Source organism: Actinomyces sp. HPA0247, from assembly GCA_000411415.1.
Classification (GTDB): Bacteria; Actinomycetota; Actinomycetes; order Actinomycetales; family Actinomycetaceae; genus Pauljensenia.
Genome location: KE150450.1, coordinates 1,221,520 through 1,239,987, shown reverse-complemented (window position 1 = coordinate 1,239,987; position 18,468 = coordinate 1,221,520). Strand labels below are relative to the sequence as shown.

The following is an 18,468-nucleotide window of genomic DNA, read 5'->3' as shown; positions in this document are numbered from 1 at the left end:
GGTTTCCCATCGCCTGCGCAGGGTTGGCCCACGCGTGCCAGTTTGATCGTTTCCGTCAGGATGCGTCGCGGCCGCGGCAGGAGGAAGCGCGGAGGGATTTCCACGAGGCCTTGGATGCCACTCCCCGCAACACCAGAGGGCGCGGGCACGCCCGTTGGATCGTGGACCATGCTGACGCTGGTTGTGAGTCTCCCGGCGAGGCCTTGGTTCTCCTCGCGCTGCTGCGCGCAGGCATCGCAGGGTTAACAACGCAGGAAGAAGTCTGTATAGACGGACGCACGTACTTCATTGATATTGCCTTACCCGAGCTGAGGATTGCCATCGAGTTCGATGGCCGCATCAAGTACGGGGAGACCGTCAGCCAGGTACATGACTCAATCGAGGCCGAGCAGCGTCGCCAGAGAGCCCTCGAGCGCGCGGGCTGGAAAGTGATTCGGGTTCGGTGGTCGGATCTGACACTCATTGACGAGGTCGTCGCCCAGGTCGTGGTCGCAATCCGTTCCCGGTCCGCCCGCTAAATGACGCCCTGGCATGAGCACATAACGGAGAGGGGCAACACAGCACAGGAAGAACAAGGACAAGGCCACACGAGAACGCTAGGGTGACGCAGTACGAGAACGTGACCTCATGTCCCGAGCGTTTCACGCGCGTTTCACGCGCGTTTCACGCAACTAAGCAGAGCAGCCATCCCGCACACACGCAACGCCCACGCCTCGTACTCATCACGCACACCCGCGACGCGCGGCCGCAGCGTTCGCGGCACGCGCGCCCGCAAGGAAGAATGGGGGTATGGCAGATGAACGCGAGTCAAAGGAACTCCAGTCGGGAACGCTGGTCATTGGGCTGGGCCGTTTCGGCTCGGCAGTGGCGGTGACGCAGGATCAGCTGGGCTACGAGATCTTGGCCGTTGAAAAGAATCCCGCGCGCGTGCAGGCTTTCGCCGGTCGTTTCCCTCTCGTTGAGGCTGACGCGACTTCTAAGGATGCGCTTGAGCAGCTGGGTGCGCGCGAGTTCCGCAGCGCCGTTGTTGGCGTGGGGTCTTCGCTTGAAGCAGCTGTGCTCATTACGGCGAATCTCGTCGACATGGGTATTTCGTCGATCTGGGTGAAGGCGACGTCCTCTCAGCATGGCCGTATTCTGCGTCGCGTGGGTGCACACCATGTCGTCTACCCGGATCTGGATGCGGGCAAGCGCACGGCGCACCTGGTGGGCGGCCGCATGGTTGACTACATCGAAATGGAGAAGGACGGCTTCTCCATCATGAAGCTGCGTCCCCCGCAGGAGGTTCACGGTTTTTCGCTGGAGGAACTGGATCTGCGAGGCCGCTACGGCGTGAATGTTCTGGCTGTGCGTCATCCGAAGCAGCGTTTTGAGTACGCGGATGCGTCCACCCGTATCAACGCTGACGACGAGATTATTGTCTCGGGTGACTCGCACTTGCTGGAGTACTTCGCGAACCGTCCGTAGTATGCGCTGCGCCGAGGCTGGGGGCGGCCGCCTGAGTGGTTGACGGTTCGCGGGATTGGACGAGGCCGGGGCGGGTATGCGCACACGCCGAGTAGGGTGGGCTGCCGCGGGTACCGACGAGGAAAGTATCGGCTAATACCCGCCGGTGACGACACGAATCCGCGGATAGCGGCATACGGTGTGCTCTCATGCGAGGCGCCAGCGGCGGTGTGTTCACGCGACGGACGCGTTATCTCGCACGATTGCCGAGGCGTATGAGTGAAGGGGGTGCCCCGCACAGATTCTGTGCGGGGCACCCCCCTTCATCAGTTGAGGTCAATCGTGGCTCTGAGACCTCCTAGAAACTGCCGGACGCACTCGACCAACCACTGTTGGACCCATCCGAGTCGCCACCAAAGTCGCCGGACGCACTCGACCAACCACTGTTGGACCCATCCGAGTCACCGCTGAAGTCGCCGGAAGCGCTCGACCAACCGTTGTTCTGTTCGCGCTCCATCTGGCGCTCCACGGTCGACGGAGGGACGTGAACCTTGGGTGTGAAGGGTCGGGTGAGCCCGTATCCTTCGGGGTCCTCGAGGACCTTGCGCGCCGCGTCGCCGATGGGCTTGACGATGGGCTTGACGGCGTCTTCCACCGCGCGCAGGGGATCGAGGAACGGGTCGACAAGCTTATCGATGATGTGCTTGTCTTCCTTTTCCTCTGCCGGGCACGGCTGAATGGGCTCGTCGAGGGGTGACTTCCTGGGCTTGTCGCTGCTCGTGGAGGAGCCTTCGCCGCAGCAGCCGCCACCGGGGGTGCCGCATTCCTTGCCGACTTCGCGGATGGCGCTGAAGAAGGCTGGTGCGGCCGCCGTGAGGATGTCGAAGAGGGACTTCAGCTCGTCGAACGCCATCTTCAGCAAGGAGATGATGTTCTCGACCTTCGCAGCTTCGACAATTGCCTTTTCGCCAACTTCAACCGCAGCTTTGGCGAGCGAGGCACCGAACGTGAGTCCCGCCAATGCCACGCCTTCGAGGGCCTGGCCGATGATGTCGGAGATCAGCTTGCACACGTAGTCGTGCGTTTTCTGGACGAGCTCAGCGGCTTTCGCGACCGCGTTGCCCACTGACACCGAGGCCTCGGCCAGCGTGTTGATCGAGTTCACGACCTGTCCCTGGCGCGACTGGTAGCGGGACACGGATTCGCCCTTCATGTCCGCCATGGCGCTGGCGACGCCCGACTCAAGTTCGGAGCCGGTCGAACGCAGCGAGTCACCGATGGACGCCCACGTCATGGCCATGCCGTTGACCTGCGCGGAATCACCGGTGAGCTGATCCATCCAGAACTTCAGGGGGTCAACGTAGTTCAGGAGGATGTTAACGCCGTAGCTGATCAGGCCGCCGAGCCCGCCCGTCGCGAGATCGGCGATACCGCTGACAGCGCTGAGCGCCGACTCTGCACCGCCCTTCCAGTCTCCGGCCTCAAGCTGGATGGCGGCGTCACGGATGTCGCCGATGGGGCCCAGGGCCTCGTCGGATCCATCCATCCACTCGCTACGGGTGTATACCGGCTGTTGCGGGCTCACTTCTTCACTCCTTCAAAAATGAAGCGACGCAGCGTGCGTTCTTCGTCTTGACGCTGGCGGGTCAGGAAGGTCTCGATGTCCTGGTCGCCGTGCTTGTCCTGCTTCTCAAAGAGGGAACGGACGTCTTCGGGCTTCGAATCGGGGTGAGCCTTCGTGAATTCGTCGATGCGCGCATTCTGTGTCTTCTGCTGTTCGTCAACGAAGGCGCGGAAGCTGGTCTGCTGTTCGTTGCGCTGCTTGGACATGAAGGTGTCGAACTGCTGGGCGGTCGCCTGCGGGTTGTCCTTCACGAATTCGCGGATCTGGGTTTCTTCCTCGGTGCGCTGCTTGGCGAGGAAGTCCGTCATCGCGTCCTGCTGGCGCTTCTGGTTGTCCTCGATGAGCGACTTAATCTCGGTGATGTCTTCGCCGGGGTGCTCTTCCGCATAGCGTTCGAGGGCCTTCGCCTGGTCTTCCTTCTGGCGTTCGTAGAAGGTCTTCAGGTCGGCATTTTCCTCGTCGCGCTGCTTTTCGAGGAAGGCGCGCAGTTCGTCTTCACCCACTGCGCACTTGTCGAGGCCGGCGAGCATGCTCGCGAGGGAGTCGTCGCCGTCCTTCTTGTCCTTGTTGAGGCCCTTGATGACGTCTTCGGCGTTGTTCGGCTTCGGCATGGCGGTGGTACCGCTGACGCCGCCGTTCGAGACGCCCCCGCTGGAGCCGAGGGAGGGCGCCGCACCGCTGCCGCCGGGAGGCATGCTGGTCCCGCCGCCGGGAGGCACGCTGCCGCTGGGAGGGGTACCTCCGCTCGGCGGGGTGCTGGGGTTGTCGGGGGTCTCGCCGCTGGGAGGCGCCGGATCGAGGTCTTCCCCGGGCCCCTTCACGATTTTCTCGTTATCCTTCTCGGCGTCGCGCATCCTCTGCTCGAGGTCGAGGAGGCAGTTGCTCAGGCGGTGTTCGGCACCGGCGGCATCGTTGATCATCGCCGCGAGATTCGAGAACTGGTAGGTACACACGGCGGTGTACTGCATGAACATCAGCCCGAAGGCGTTCGTGATGACCTGCCCGAGGGTCTGGGTGGCGGTGTCGTAGCAGGAGTCGAGGGTATTGGCGCACTCGTCCACTTCACTGGCGTGGCTCTTGAGCCGCTCCAGGTCGATTGCGAGATCGTAGTCTGCCATGGGTATCAGCGCCCGAGGGAGTTCAGGACGGGCTCAACGGTGGCGGCGTATGCCTCGATCGCACCACCGTCGTCCTGGAAGTCCTGCACGTGGTCGCGCACGAAGGACGCCATGTTACGTCCGGCCTGCGCGTAGGCTTCCATGATCGAGCGCTCGAGTTCCTCGGCGCTGCCTTCCATCGCGTTGTCGTCGATGGAGATCTTGGTGAGACGACCGTCTGAGTTCACCTCGACCTCGACGTCACGGTTGGTGTCCGTGCCGGTGATTCGAGCGCTGGTCAGGCGATCGACGAGTTGCTTGATTGCGTTGGCCTTCTTCTCGGCCGCAGCAATCTGATCTTTCAGCATCTGTTCAAATTCTTCGGGCGTCTGCCCCATCACATCTACCATACGGTTATCCTAACCGACGAGATGGAAATATGGGAGCCGCTTCAACCTGCGAGACACCCACCAATTCTCAGTAAATCCACCGACTGGATGATTGTTCAGAATTGACACATCACTCCGCGACAGCGGATGCACCAGTCACTGCCGGTGATAGCGCGGGCTCGTCCCCAGGTTCATGGGGTAGTCGTTGTCCGCACTAAACGCCGCATCCTCGTTCACGCCGCGGTAGACGTAATCATTGTCGTTCCTCATCAGCAGCGGATTGACAGTGCCGTCGATATAGTCCTCAACGTCCTGCCAACTCGGGTTCGACGAATAGACCTTCGATTCGCATGGATTCGTGTCGGGCAGCGTCGAGGCCTTCGCGTTGAGCAGCCCCCACGGGTCGGCGGGCCCAAAACCCGTGTAATAGTTCCAGTCGCCGTTGCTTCCCGTGCCCGTCGTGGTCATCGCCTGCAGGAGCTGGTTCGAGGTGACACTCTCGTCGAAGCGCTGCCAGGCGATCGCGAGGAATCCCGCGACGATAGGGGTCGCGAAGGACGTTCCCTGCGCCGTGAAAACATCTCCCCGAGTACCGCTGCGAACGGTCGCGGTACCCAGCGCAACGGTTTCGACGCCGTTGCCCCAGTTGCTGTAGTCGGTCAGCGAACCGTTCGACTCGATGGCGCCCACACCGCAGATCCCGGACCACATGGGCAGCGTGTCGTCGGGATCTTCGGTGGATTCGTTACCCATCGCGGCGACGACAATGACGCCCTCCGAAATGGCGCGCGCCATCGCCCACCGAAGGTCCTCGGAATAGTGCGGATAGTTGCTCGAGATCGAAATAATGTGAGCACCATCGTTGATTGCCTGCTCAATGAGCAGCGACGTGTCAGCCTCACCCTGCGCGTACACACCGGCGGTCGCGCAGTCCGAACCCACTTCCTCCTGGCTGTACCCCAGGTCGTAGGTGTACAGGGTCGCGCCGGGGGCGACACCGAACTTGGGCGCCACGAGGATCTGGGCGACGGCCGTGCCGTGGTCCGCGTTATCGGGCAGGGAATTGACCGTGCACGGGCTCTTGTTTTCGATCGTGGCACCGGCCAGCTCGGGAATGTTCGGGTTGACGTGCCCGTCGATCATGGCGATGATCGCGCCTTCGCCGGTGTAGCCCTGGCTATGCAGGGAGGCCAGCTTGTAGTAGGAGTAATACTCCTCGTCGGCGCCCGTCACCTCGCGGTCGGCAGCGCTCGCCGGAGCGGCTGGCACAACTGCGGCACCGACGGTGAGGGCGAAGATGCCCACACCCAGCGCACTCGCACGCCGCCAGCGGCGCACAACCCGAGTCATCATGGCGTGTCCTCGTCGTCATCTCGTTCGACGGCAACCGGCCGACCACGCAGGTACGACAGGATGACGAGGCCGCCGAGGGCCGCAGCCCCCAGGACGACGATCCCAATGACGATGTATGTGCGCATCGTCATGATGTTGTCGCGGCTCGTCAGATGCGGGGACACTTGTGCGGGGCGGCTCGGAACGGGGTGGCCAGCCTGATCCGGGTGAGGCGGCCCGTACCTCGTGCCAATGTCGTCGAAGGTGAGCGCCTCGTAGGGCGCAACAATGCCCCACCCGAGCTCATTCGTACGCTGATCGGAGGCGCCGCGCAGCGCAGTCACCTCGAGGCGGTACTTCCACATGTCCGGGGACTCGTTGGGGAACTGCGAGGCCACGAGGGCCGCGAAACCGCCGGCGTAGGCCGTCGCGTACGACGAGGAGGGCAGCGGCGTATCGCCCGAGTACCCGCCGACCAGGCAATCGGCCTGGTCGAACCAGGTCGTGTGAATGACCGCAGCGGGCACCGCCAGATCCACGTGCGCACCGTGCACCTGCTGATCCGAGGCAAAACCGTTGGCATCCGAGGCGGTGACCGCCAGGACGCCCTCGTAGGCCGCCGGGTAGACGACCTCGTTGTCCTTCTGGTCCTGGTAGGTGTTGCCGGTGGACGCGACGACGAGCGCGCGCCCTCGCACGGCCGCAACCGCGGCCTCCAGGTCCGAGTTCGGGTCCTTAGAGGACTGGGCGACGACGATGATCTGCGCGCCGTTGTCGGCGGCCCAGCGGATCGCGCGGGCAACGCGCGACATGAAGGGTTCTTGCCCCGGCTTGTCGGTATTGCCCTGCTCGAGGCCGGTCTCGATGCGCACCGGTAGGATCTTCGCCTCGGGGGCGACACCGATGAGGCCTGAGCCCTTCGCCGCAGGAAGCTGCCGAGCAGCGATCGCACCGGCGATTGCCGTGCCGTGCTCGCCCACGTCGACGCGCCCATCCGTGCCTTCACCGCTCAGATCGATGCCCGGCAGGACCACGGAGGGATCACCCGAGTTGAAGTGCTCGTTACCGGCGGCCACGCCCGAGTCCACAACTGCGACCGTGACGCCCGCGCCGCGCGAAATATCCCAGGCACGACGAACGCCCACCTGATCGAGGATGATGGGCTCCTGCTTGATATACCGGGGGGAATCCTGCGGGCAGGTCTCCTCTTTGCGTTCCTCCGGCGCCTCCGTCGGAGCGTCCGAAGGCGGCGCCGTGGGCGTGGGACGCACGCTCGGCGTCGGGGCGGGGTCGGCGTGCGCGATCGCCGGGCCGAACGCGGAGGATGCCCCGGCCTCGTCCGAGGAGGACGCGGGAGCGAGGACCGGCGCGAGCGCGAGCCCCGCCACCGCGGCAGCTCCCACGAGGCCACGGCGAAGCGAGCGCACGCGCGCCCGTCCCCGGGTCACGAGAGCCCCACTGACGAGGCGGCCGCCTGCGGAGTCAGGTCGGAACCCGGCGGAATGATATTCGCCCACGCTTCCGGGATCGTCGACACGTTCTCCTCGGTCCAGCCCAGCGCCTTCATGGACACCATCGGAGTGGGGCCGAGCGAATGGATGTATCCCTGGTCCGACACGAAGGCGTAGGCCGCCGCCTGGCTGCCCGCAGACGTGATCGCAACGAGCGCGCCGGAGCCGCCCGCCACCGTCACCGAGCGGTTCGTGGTCGGAGAGGAGGAGCTCACGGACTCAGGATCGTACGAGGCCTCGATCGCGCGCTGACGCGGCATCGTGTACAGACCGAGCTTGGGGGTGGTGTTGGAGGTCGTCATCTGCGCGCACAGGGCCGTACGATTCGACGCGTCGGCCTTCTGGTCGTCCCACACGGGATCCGAGAAGTCGTCGTAGGCTGGCCAGTCCTCGCCGATGAAGTCCGCGTGGACGGGAGTCACGTCCTTGAACATGTCCGTGTCGAACTGCCTCGTGGCCGGCGCGTCACGATACAGGCGCGCGGCGGTGGAGTTGAAGACCGCCAGCTGCGAGGAGTTCACGACCAGGTAGGCGCTCTGGACCTCGCCCTTCGTGTTGGTCTGCTCGATGACCGTGCCGATCGTCAGGTTCGCGTCCTTGAGGGGGCCGGGCAGGTCCGTCGCGGGGGCACCCGCATTCGGGATGTCACTGTAGCTCCACGACTTCAGCGGCGTCCCGGAGGGGAAGAGATCCACCCACTGCGGGTCGGCCTCGACGGGGTAACCGACGCGGTTCTGGAACGCGAGGACCCAGTCGCTCAGACGCGAATCCGTCTCGTCGATGAGGTACTTCTTCTCCGTCTTGGTGTCCACGAAGTAGGTGGTCTTGCCGTGGTCCGGGGTCACGAGCGCGGAGGTCGCGGGAGTGAGCGGGAAGTTAGCCTCCGGCAGAGTCTGCCCGACCCACGTGTGGTGATTCTCCTCGATGACGCAGGACAGCCACACTTTCGCGAGCTGATCCTTTCCGGGGACGTCGTCGGGCACGCCCGACAGCCCGATCTGAGCACCGCGCGGGATATCGTCCAGGGACTCAGCGCTGGCCGACACGATCGTCAGGCCGGACTCCTGAGCCAGCAGGCGCGCGGTCGTCACGTTCGAGATCGGATGAAGGACGCCATTGGCGAGGAAGTAGCGCGCGCCCGTTGACTTGACGTCAACCAGCACGAAATTCATACCCGACAGGTCCGGATTCGTGTTGAAGAAGCGCATACCCACAGCGCCGACACACATAACGAGCGCGACGAGCACGCCGAACAGCAGGGGACGCACCGGCGAGGGAGGATCGACCTCGCGGCCCCCGGGGGTACCGGACGTGAACGCCGTAATCAGGCGGTTGCGATTGAAACGCTGGGCTTCCAGGATGTCTTTACTCGACGGCATGACTCAGCCCCACAGGTAGACGGCCAGAGGGATCAGGACAAAGAGCGAGAGCACCGCGATGGTGTCCGCAATGCGCGTCAGGTGCGGGCGCGCACGAGGCCCGACAACGTTCGTGACGACGAGGACGAGGGCGGCGGCAATCGCGGAGAGCGTCACCCACGGCAGGCTCGCCGGGTCGGCGCGGGTCACGAGGGTTGCACCGACCAGGATCGTCGTCAGGCCCGTCAGCGAGCTGAGGAGGACCTCAACGCGGGCGCGGATCGAGCGGGTCTGCAGGATGAGAGAGACCGAGCCGAGGACCACCAGCGCCAGAGGCACGGAGAAAGAGCGCAAGCCGGCGGTGCTGAGCATCGACACCGTCAGGAAGACCGCCGCAAGCGCACCACCGGCGCGCAGGGACACGACGAACACGAACGATGTGGTCACCTGATCGGTGATCCCCTGGGCTGGAATCTGTTCGCTGGTGTTCGCGTCCAGAATCCTCACCGGGATGTGCGCGAGGGCGATCCACGGCGCGAGCTGGAGCAGCACAATGACCAGAGCGAAGAGCAGGGCGGACACGCCGACCTGGGAGAGGGATCCGACCTTCACCATGAGTCCGGTGGCGGCCATCATCGTTCCCAGGACGAGCGGGGCGGCGATCGAGATTCGATAGCGCTTCGGGAGGGTCAGCGCGGCGAGAGAGCCGACGAGCAGGCCAACACCGACGGCGATCCAGCCGCCGGTGTCCCACTGACTCTGCGACAGGCGCAGCGCCGACGCGGCGGTCAGGAAGGGCACGGTGTGGGCGAGGGCGATACCGGCGGGCCCGGGATACTTGCGGGTCACGACCGCTGAGGTACCGGTCACGAGGAGCGCGGCAACCACTCCGATCGCACCGTAGACGTAGTTGAAGAAGGCGACGTTGCCGGACTGCATGGAGGAAATGGCGTCCTGCGGTGTGGTCGCCAGGAGGACGGCAGCGACGAAAATCAGCGCGGCGGCAGACAGCGCGGCGAAGGTGCGAGCATCATCACGCGTCCAAGGAGTGGACACTCTTTCGACGACCTGACCAACCGCTTCCGTGAGATCGTCGTAGACCATGTCGGCAGCGCCCTCGCCGAGGGGTTCGAGTGTCAGCGCAGCACCGGCGCGCACCCCCTGGGCAGACAGGGACTTCGATTGATCGAGGAGACGACCCGAGGCGGTTCGCACTGCGAAACCGTCATTTGTGGGCTGATCACTGAAAGCTCCAACGGATTCAACGAGGCCGGGCAGGAGCTCCACCAACGGAATCGACTGCGGGATCGTCACGTCGGTCCGATCCACGCCATAGGTAATCGTGAGTGGAATCAGCGCGACTCCACGAGCTGCTTTCGATGCCATTGGATCCTCCCGGTTGCCGCGTGATGGGGTCTGTGGCTACACGACACAACCCTGTAAGTCTAGGTTGTCGGTCAGGTTTTGTCATGATTTTTGCGTAACATTGAAAAAAGAGATGAAAACATGGTTAGTATTCATGTGTCCCCATGCTCTCACGCATCCCCGCGAGAGAGTTCACTCATACAAATGGAGGTTCACATGGCAGACCAGCGGGCCGTAGATGGCGCCCTTGCACAGGGCGTCTCCGCGATCGAGTCCACCTACAACGACCTGCAGGGCCACTTCCGTCGCCTCGAGGGCGACCTGTCGACCATCGGCAGCTCGTGGCAGGGCAGCGCCTCGGTTCAGTTCACCCAGCTGATGCAGCAGTGGCAGGACAACGCGGCGAAGGTTAACCAGGCTCTTCAGGAGCTCGCGGACAACCTGAGCAGCGCCGACAAGGCAATGCAGTCCAACGAGGCCGAGACCGAGAGCTCGTTCTCGCAGATCCTCGGCGCACTGTGAGAGATTAGAACAGGAGACTGAAGATGGATTTCCAGGTAAATTACGCCGCTCTCGATAGCGCCGCCGCCGACATCAAGACCGGCGCCTCCAACCTGCAGAGCTGCCTCGACGACCTCGAGAACACGCTGAACCAGCTGCGTTCCTCGTGGGAAGGCCAGGCTCAGGAAGCCTACAACGCTGCGCAGGTCCAGTGGAACCAGGGCCTCGACGGCCTGAAGGACGTCCTCACCCGCACCTCCGCGGCCGTGGACTCCGCGCGTTCCAACTACCAGCAGACGGACCAGGCTAGCGCCGCCCGCTTCTGATAGCACCGCGCATACGCGCTCAGGGAGGGGCCACCCCATCGATGGGGTGGCCCCTCCCTCGTTTTATCGCTCGCGACTCTTTCACGGGCAGCGACTCTCGAAATTAACCGAATAACAAAAAATCAGCTTTCGCGGGGACAAAAACTCCTCCAAGAACCCCCTCCAACGGACTTTGTGGCGCGTTTCAAACATATTGACACAATGATGCGTATTCGTTGCATGTCTTGCGTTTTCGATGCTGTGTATGAGGATCGGCCACTTCACCGTAGACAAGAGATCCCGCTGCAGCCTTGGCCACAGCGGGATCCTCCAGACGATCGCGCGTTACTGCACCGAATCGGCGTCCGCTAGGACGATCGTGGCGCGACGGTCCACCACGATGATTTCAGTGCCCGGGGGAACCTCAACGGCCTGCCCGCCCGCGAGCGCAGAAATGCGCCCATCAGGCGTGCGAATCTCCGTGCCGTTGGCAGAGAAGGCGTCCTCGATCCACACACCCGTCGCGGTCGGCCCAATGCGCATGTGCGTGCGCGACAGCGACAGGGTCGTGTCCGGCACGATGACGGACCGCGAGCCTTCGACGGGCGCAGGCCTGCGCCCGAGGACCAGAGGCTCATCGATCAGCTCTCGCTGCCCGGAGTCGAAGATGAGCCACAGCAGCTGAGGACGCGCGGGAGCGGCGGGGGCACCCCACTGCGAACGGCCACCCTGCGGCGCTTGCGCTTGCTGGGCCGCGTATGCCTGCTCGGCAGCCTGGCCCGCCTGAACGGCGCGGCGAGTGGGCGGCGGTGCGGACATGCCGGCGACCGCACCGTTTGGGCCGCGATAGGGCATGGTCTCGAAGGACGGCTCAGAGTACGAGGCCGGGGCGCTCTGCGAATACTGAGGCCGCGTGGGCGCCTGCTGAGCGGGCGTACCCCAGGTGTCCTGCTGGGCGGGCGCACCCCAGGTGTCCTGCTGAGCGGGCGCGGGGGCCTGCGGAACAGAGACAGGTGACGCGGGCAGATCCGAAGCCGGAGACGAGAACGTGGGCATCGACGGAGCAGCGGGAACCTGCGAGGCGGGCGCAGGGGCCTGCGGAACAGATGCGGGGGCCGCGGGCACGTCGGAAGCCGGCGACGAGAACGTGGGCATCGACGGAATCTGCGAGGAGGGCGCGGGAGCCTGCGCGGCGGGCGCGTATGCAGGCCGCTGGGGAGCCGGCCGATGCGCATCGGGCACGCCCTGCGGGGGTGCAGCCGGAACAGAAGGTGCAGCCGGAACAGAAGGCGCACTGTAATCGGGCCCGTAAGGGTCGTTGGCGCGTTGGCCGGGCGCCGAGTAGTCGAGAGCCGCCTGCGGAACGGGCGTGAGCGGTGCGCTCGGGGCGCCCCACTGGTTCGGCGAGCTCGCCGGGTGAACACTCTCGAAACCACTGGGAGCCTGGCCCGGGCGCGGACGCTCGGAGTACCCGGCCATGCCAGCGGCTCCCGGTCCGGCCGCGAGCGCCGCATGCTGACGCAGGTCGACGAGGCGGGTGCGGGTGGGGCCAGTCAGCCAGGTGCGGCCATCGCGGGCCATCGCCAGACAGGCGAGGGGTCCGACAATCGTGATCTGGAGCAGCGCGGTCAGGGCGATGTAGCCCATCGCAGCGCCCAGGGACGGCGTCTGGGCGTCGTCCTCATCACGGATGAGGCACACGCGCATGGCAGCCATGCCGGGGGTGCGTCCGGTGGCGCCGAGCATGATCCCTGCGGCGATCACGGCCTCGACGGTGATGAGTGTGATCGTCAGGGGCGTGAAGTAGACGAGCCACGTCGCGGCGAGGAGCGCGCCCAGGACGAGCATGTCGATGACATAGGCGCCGACGAGCCGCGAGGGGGTTGCGGACGCGAACGGGGTCTTTGTGGTGTCAGGCATTACAGGACCGCCCTCCAAGCGAACAGGAAGAGACCCGAAGACATGAACGCCGCGGGTAGAAGTGCGAAGGTGCAGAAGGTTTGGATGAAGTCGAGGATCGTACCGATGAGGGCTGCATGGCCCTTGGGTTCGACGAAGCCGGTCATGATGACCGTGACGATGCCGAGGATGAGGATGATGCTCAGAGGGATGAGCGGATACATCCAGCCGAGCGACACAGGCAGCGTGATCCAGCCACCGAAGAGGAGGACATACAGGAGCGCGCAGGCCGTCAGGCGCGGCAGGATGTGCCCGAGGTGGGTGCGCGTGGCACGCGGCGCGGTGAGCAGCACGATGATTGCGGCAATGATGAGGACGAGGCTTGCGATTCCCTGCCCCATGTCATCTACGGGCGCCACGCGACGAGGCAACCAGATGCCACCGACGAGGATGAAGATGGATGAGGCGACAACCAGCAGGGTGTTGCGCGCCTCCGTGTGCCCGAGGACGGTGGCCATGCGTCCACCGGTGACCGGGCTGGGTTTTTGGACAGGGGGCTGGCGGATGCGTGAGGCGATCGTCTGTACGGCGGAAGCATCGACGAGCTGACTGTCGGGCACGCGCAGCGCCAGGCGAGGCGCCATGAGCAACAGGTAGACGCCGACCATGACGGACAGCGGTGCAATGTTGATGAGGGAGAAGAAGGGGATGGCGCCAATCGTCACGAGGACGGTGGCACTCACCCAGGCGATCAACGCGCTGAGGGCAGAGGGGGTCACCGTCAACGACACGACGGCCAGCGAGACGATGAGGGCGACCCAGACACCGACGACGGGAGCAATCGTCAGGGCGTGAATACCGGCGACGGCCACAAAACCGATAGCGCTGTATCCGGCGAGGGCAGGCAGGAGGAGAAGCAGCATGGGGCGCGAGCGCACCTTGCGCGACGCAAAGAGAGGAACAGCCGAAGCAATGCAGCAGACGAGCGAGCAGAGCGCGCGCACCCACAAGGGGATGGCCGACATGGCCCTGGCCCACTGCGGGCCCTCCTCAACGTGCTGGTAACCGACGAGGGCGGCATCGCCCAGGAGGGGCAGGAGACAGAGAGAAGAGACGGCGCCAAGGATCAGGAAGCAGAAGCCGACCAGGGCCAGGGCGGGCGACAGCCACTGATTCTCCTGGCGGGCCGAGGCCTCGTTCAGCTGTTGCGCGGACAGGACGCGGCTCGATAGGGCGATGGTGGATCCCGCGGGGAGGTCGCGTCCGAGGACTGCGCCACCTTCGAGGGGGCGCCCATCCGCATAGGAGATACGGACGGAAGGGAGGGACAGATCGATCTCCAGCATGGCGCACAGGCCCGCGACCGTCGTCCCTTCAGGGGCCGCGAAATCGGAGGTGCCATCGGAGTCGATCACAGTCACTGACACCATGGTGGCGCTCATGTAACCTCCGTTCTCAGGTAAACAACAGTGCCCAGTGTAATGCACCGACGCTAACCGCCGGTTAAAACTTGGAAGTCCACTCAGCTACACTGGGTTCAGTCGCATCGAACACATACGCGCACAGCGCGAGGAGACCTCATGGTTACACGCAGAAAACGGCGGAGTGTCGCGGTTCCGGAGCAGCCCTCCGGCAGCCTCGCTATCCAGATCCCGCCGGAAAAGGCCGAGCCCGCATCGATGGGCAACGTCCTGATGATGGTTGTCCCCATGCTGGGTTCGACGGGCGTCATGGTCTTCATGGCCCTGCAGAACAACGGCAACTCGCGCTCCATGCTGATGGGCGGCGGCATGCTGGTGGCCATGCTGGGCATGGTCGGCTTCAACATGTATCGCCAGTTCTCCCAGTACCGCACGCGCGTGGTGACGCAGCGCCGCGAGTACCTCTCCTACCTGGCGGAGACCCGCGAGTCGGTGCGCAAGGTCGCGAAGAAGCAGCGCGCCTACTACAACTGGGTGTATCCGGATCCCGACGCCCTGGTCACGCTGGCGGCCAACGGCTCGCGCCTATGGTCGCGCGAGGGCGGCACCTACGACCTCTTCGCCTTCCGCTACGGGTCGGGCACCCAGCCCCTCGGCCTCATTTTTGAGCGCCCCCCGATCGACCCGATGACGGAGATGGACGTCGTCTGCCTGTCGGCGATGGAGCGTTTCATCGACGTTCACGACCACACGGATAACGTGGGTAAGTTCCTCTACCTGGGCGACTACAGCCACATCGAGGTCGCGGGTGAGGGCGAGGCCGTCTACGACGAGATGCGCGCGATCATGATGCACCTGGCGTGCTTCATTGACCCCTCGAAGCTCAAGATCGCCGTCCTGTGTTCGGCGGATCGCCTGGGCGAATGGGAATGGGTCAAGTGGATGCCCCAGGCCCGCTCCTCCACCGTGCGCGACGCGGTGGGCCCGGGCCGCATGATCTCCACCGACCCCGCGGAGCTCGCGGAAATGATCGGCACGGACATCGCGATGCGAGGCGCCTTCCAGTTCGGCGACGAAATCCCCGCGTACCCGCACCTGCTGCTGGTGTGCGACGGAGCTGAGTTCCCGCCCTCGTCCCCCTTCGGCTCCCTCGCGGGCGTCAAGGGCGTGACGATCATGAGCCGCGCCCGCGAGTGGACGCCCATGAAGTCGCACACGACGCTGCGTCTACTCATCCACCCGAACCCGGATCGTAAGGGCGCGGACGTGGTCGACGTGGTCACCATGGATACGATGCCCGAGCAGGCCTTCGCGGACCGCCTCACCGCCGTTCAGGCGGAGGCCATCGCGCGCCGTATGACGCCCTTCGCCACCCAGCAGAACCTGGAAGAGGCCGACACTCCGGTGGGCCGCTCGGACGAGTCCCGCCAGAAGGACCTGATGGAGCTCGTCGGCATCGGCGATATCCGCGACTTCGACCCGGAGAAGCAGTGGCGCCGCCGCGAGGGCCGCGAACGCCTCGCAGCTCCCTTCGCTGTCACGCCCGAGGGAGCACCGGTCGTCCTGGACATCAAGGAATCCGCCCAGCAGGGTATGGGGCCGCACGGCCTCCTGATCGGTGCGACCGGTTCGGGTAAGTCCGAGGTGTTGCGTACCCTCGTCCTCGCCCTGGCGCTCACCCACTCCCCGGAGCAGCTGAACCTGGTCCTCGTCGACTTCAAGGGTGGCGCGACCTTCGCCGGCATGTCGGACCTGCCGCACGTGTCGGCCATGATCTCGAACCTGGAGTCGGAGCTCTCCCTGGTCGACCGTATGCAGGACGCCCTCCAGGGCGAAATGGTGCGCCGCCAGGAGGTCCTGCGCCAGGCCGGTAACTACGCCAACGTCTCCGACTACGAGGCGGACCGCATCGCCGGCAAGCACGATTTCCCGCCGCTGCCCGCCCTGTTCATCGTCCTGGACGAGTTCACGGAAATGCTCATGGCGAAGCCTGAGTTCGGCGAGGTCTTCATCATGATCGGTCGTCTGGGCCGATCCCTGTCGGTGCACCTGCTGCTCGCCTCGCAGAAGATGGACCTCGGTAAGGCGCGCGGCCTGGAGTCTCACCTGTCGTACCGCATCGCCCTGAAGACCTTCACGGAGAACGACTCCCGCGAGGTCCTGGGCATCCCCGACGCCGCCAAGCTGCCCCCGCTGCCCGGCTCGGGCTTCCTGAAGGCGGGCGGCGACGGCCTCGTTCGTTTCCGTGCGTCCTACGTGGCCGCTCCCCCGCCGGCGCGTACTCTCGCGTCGATTTCCGAGGCCTCGACCGCCGGCGCCCCGAGCGCTCCCATCGAGATCCTGCCCTTCACGGTCGCGCCCGTCATCACGCGCGAGGACACGCTGGGCGAGAAGGAAGAGGTCGACCAGAACCAGGAAATCGTCCTGGCGGGCGACGAGGTGTGGGCGGACATGTCCGAAATGGACATCGCCGTGGCGAAGATGAAGGGCAAGGGCTACCCGGCCCACCAGGTGTGGCTGCCGCCCCTGGAGACCCCCGACACCTTTGCGACCCTCATGCCGGACCTGCGTCCGGACCCGGAGCTGGGCTTCGTGTCGCGCGCCTGGCGCGAGTCGGGCACGCTGCGCGTGCCCCTGGGCACGGTCGACCTGCCGCTCGAACAGCGCCGCGAGACCCTCGTCCTGGACCTGTCGGGTGCGGGCGGTAACTTCGCGATCGTCGGCGGCCCCCAAACCGGTAAGTCGACGGCGCTGCGCACCGTCGTGCAGGCGCTGTCGCTGACCTACACACCGCAGGAAGTCCAGTTCTACGTGATGGACTTCGGTGGCGGTACCTTCGCCGGTTTCGCGGGTGCACCGCACGTCGCCGGCGTCGCGACGCGTGACACCACCGAAGTGCGCACGCGTATGCTCGCCGAAATCGCGGCGATCATGGATGACCGCGAACGTTACTTCGGCAAGAACGCCATCGACTCGATGGACACCTACCGTCGCGGACGCCTGGAGGGGCGCTACGACGACGGCTACGGCGACGTGTTCCTGGTGGTCGACGGTTGGGGCGCGCTGCGCTCCGAGTTCGACAGCCTCGACCGCGAGGTCACGACGATGATGAGCCGAGGCCTGTCCCTCGGTGTTCACCTCATCGTGTCCGCTTCCCGTTGGATGGACTTCCGTTCCGAAGCGCAGGACCTGTTCGGTTCGCGCCTGGAGCTGCACACGGCAAACCCGAAGGAGTCGATCGTCAACCGCGAGGGCGCCGCCCGCATTCCGAAGGGCCGCCCGGGTCGAGGCATCGACATGGCGGGTCACGAAATGATGATCGGCCTGCCGCGAGCGGACGCCGAGCAGGACCCGACGACCGTGTCGGAAGGCGTGGCCTACACCATCAAGAAGATTCGCGAGCACCTGGTGGCTGGCGAGGGCCCGAAGCTGCGCCTGCTGCCGGAGATGATCACGGTCGACGAGATCCTCGCTCAGCTGCCCGAGCAGCAGACGCTGCCCACCGGTGGCGGCGACATGATCCTGGGCGTGGAAGAATCGCGCCTCGGCCCCCTCATGTTCAACACGCGCGCGGAGTCCCACCTGTACCTCTTCGGCGATTCGAAGACGGGCAAGAGTACCTTCCTGCGTTCGATCATGAAGGAAATTACGCGCCTCTACACGCCCGATCAGGCCAAGATCATTGCCCTGGATATGCGCCGTTCCCTCATGAGCGATATGCCGCAAGACTATGTGCTGCGCTACCTGACGAACCATCAGGCGGCGATGAAGGACTTGCGCGACACCGCCGAGTTCCTGCGTAAGCGCCTGCCCGGACCGGATGTGACGGCGGAGCAGATCCGTGAGCGCAGCTGGTGGAAGGGCCCCGAACTGTGGATCCTGGTCGATGACTACGACCTGGCAATCACCACGTCAGGCAACCCGCTGGCGGAGCTCGTCGACCTGCTGCCGCAGGCAGGCGACATCGGCCTCCACGTGATTCTCACGCGCCGTATGGGCGGCGCGGCCCGCGCGAGCTTCGAGAAGGTCCTCCAGATGATGGGCGACCTGGCGGTCACCGGCATCCTCCTGTCCGGTAACCCGAGCGAGGGCGCAATCATCAACGGCGTGAAGCCGCGGCGCGCGATTCCCGGCCGTGCACAGGTCATCCACCGCGACCTCGGTGTGGTCTCCGCCCAGATGGCATCGACCCCGCCGCATCGTGGGTGAGACGTTTCTTG

General features: G+C 65.0%; 14 protein-coding genes. 5 read left to right on the top strand and 9 right to left on the bottom strand.

Annotated features, from left to right (window positions below; genetic code table 11):
* The first annotated feature begins 161 nt into the window (after window positions 1-161).
* Window positions 162-518 (top strand): endonuclease domain-containing protein, encoded by a 357-nt coding sequence (locus HMPREF1478_RS10610; protein ID WP_232207422.1) that lies wholly within the window; start codon window positions 162-164, stop codon window positions 516-518.
* 271 nt (window positions 519-789) lie between these two features.
* Window positions 790-1,467: a potassium channel family protein gene (locus tag HMPREF1478_RS04945; RefSeq protein WP_016460986.1), complete on the top strand. Its 678-nt coding sequence runs from the start codon at window positions 790-792 to the stop codon at window positions 1,465-1,467.
* Between the two features lie 337 nt (window positions 1,468-1,804).
* Here HMPREF1478_RS04945 and HMPREF1478_RS04940 read toward each other — a convergent pair whose 3' ends face one another.
* The 7 genes from HMPREF1478_RS04940 to HMPREF1478_RS04910 form a co-directional block, all read right to left on the bottom strand.
* Window positions 1,805-3,031: a hypothetical protein gene (locus HMPREF1478_RS04940; RefSeq protein ID WP_016460985.1), complete on the bottom strand. Its 1,227-nt coding sequence runs from the start codon at window positions 3,029-3,031 to the stop codon at window positions 1,805-1,807.
* Entirely contained in the window at window positions 3,028-4,188 is a 1,161-nt protein-coding gene (locus HMPREF1478_RS04935) for a hypothetical protein (protein ID WP_016460984.1), read from the bottom strand. The genes HMPREF1478_RS04940 and HMPREF1478_RS04935 overlap by 4 nt, the downstream gene beginning before the upstream one ends.
* Window positions 4,189-4,193: 5 nt before the next feature.
* Window positions 4,194-4,577, bottom strand: a complete 384-nt coding sequence (locus HMPREF1478_RS04930; RefSeq protein ID WP_016460983.1) for a YbaB/EbfC family nucleoid-associated protein — start codon at window positions 4,575-4,577, stop codon at window positions 4,194-4,196.
* A gap of 135 nt (window positions 4,578-4,712) precedes the next feature.
* Window positions 4,713-5,909: a S8 family peptidase gene (locus tag HMPREF1478_RS04925; RefSeq protein WP_016460982.1), complete on the bottom strand. Its 1,197-nt coding sequence runs from the start codon at window positions 5,907-5,909 to the stop codon at window positions 4,713-4,715.
* A complete protein-coding gene (locus tag HMPREF1478_RS04920) occupies window positions 5,906-7,336 on the bottom strand; it encodes a S8 family serine peptidase (protein WP_232207421.1) in 1,431 nt (476 codons plus the stop codon). The genes HMPREF1478_RS04925 and HMPREF1478_RS04920 overlap by 4 nt, the downstream gene beginning before the upstream one ends.
* Window positions 7,333-8,778, bottom strand: a complete 1,446-nt coding sequence (locus tag HMPREF1478_RS04915; protein WP_016460980.1) for a type VII secretion protein EccB — start codon at window positions 8,776-8,778, stop codon at window positions 7,333-7,335. The genes HMPREF1478_RS04920 and HMPREF1478_RS04915 overlap by 4 nt, the downstream gene beginning before the upstream one ends.
* A 3-nt stretch (window positions 8,779-8,781) precedes the next feature.
* Window positions 8,782-10,143 carry an EsaB/YukD family protein gene (locus HMPREF1478_RS04910; protein WP_016460979.1) on the bottom strand — a complete coding sequence of 454 codons (1,362 nt, stop codon included), beginning with the start codon at window positions 10,141-10,143 and terminating at the stop codon, window positions 8,782-8,784.
* Window positions 10,144-10,338: 195 nt separating this feature from the next.
* Here HMPREF1478_RS04910 and HMPREF1478_RS04905 point away from each other — a divergent pair, with 195 nt between their 5' ends.
* Together HMPREF1478_RS04905 and HMPREF1478_RS04900 are read left to right on the top strand one after the other, a co-directional pair.
* The gene (locus tag HMPREF1478_RS04905) at window positions 10,339-10,644 is read left to right on the top strand and encodes a WXG100 family type VII secretion target (protein WP_016460978.1); all 306 of its coding nucleotides are present in this window, start codon (window positions 10,339-10,341) and stop codon (window positions 10,642-10,644) included.
* A 23-nt stretch (window positions 10,645-10,667) separates the two neighbouring features.
* Window positions 10,668-10,949 (top strand): WXG100 family type VII secretion target, encoded by a 282-nt coding sequence (locus HMPREF1478_RS04900; RefSeq protein ID WP_016460977.1) that lies wholly within the window; start codon window positions 10,668-10,670, stop codon window positions 10,947-10,949.
* 324 nt (window positions 10,950-11,273) lie between these two features.
* Here HMPREF1478_RS04900 and HMPREF1478_RS04895 read toward each other — a convergent pair whose 3' ends face one another.
* Window positions 11,274-12,848 (bottom strand): RDD family protein, encoded by a 1,575-nt coding sequence (locus HMPREF1478_RS04895; RefSeq protein WP_016460976.1) that lies wholly within the window; start codon window positions 12,846-12,848, stop codon window positions 11,274-11,276.
* The gene (locus HMPREF1478_RS04890; protein ID WP_016460975.1) at window positions 12,848-14,269 is read right to left on the bottom strand and encodes a hypothetical protein; all 1,422 of its coding nucleotides are present in this window, start codon (window positions 14,267-14,269) and stop codon (window positions 12,848-12,850) included. The genes HMPREF1478_RS04895 and HMPREF1478_RS04890 overlap by 1 nt, the downstream gene beginning before the upstream one ends.
* 138 nt (window positions 14,270-14,407) lie before the next feature.
* On the opposite strand from HMPREF1478_RS04890, the gene HMPREF1478_RS04885 reads away from it, so the two are divergent.
* Window positions 14,408-18,457, top strand: coding sequence for a type VII secretion protein EccC (locus HMPREF1478_RS04885; RefSeq protein WP_016460974.1), 4,050 nt, complete (start codon window positions 14,408-14,410; stop codon window positions 18,455-18,457).
* Window positions 18,458-18,468 lie beyond the last annotated feature (11 nt).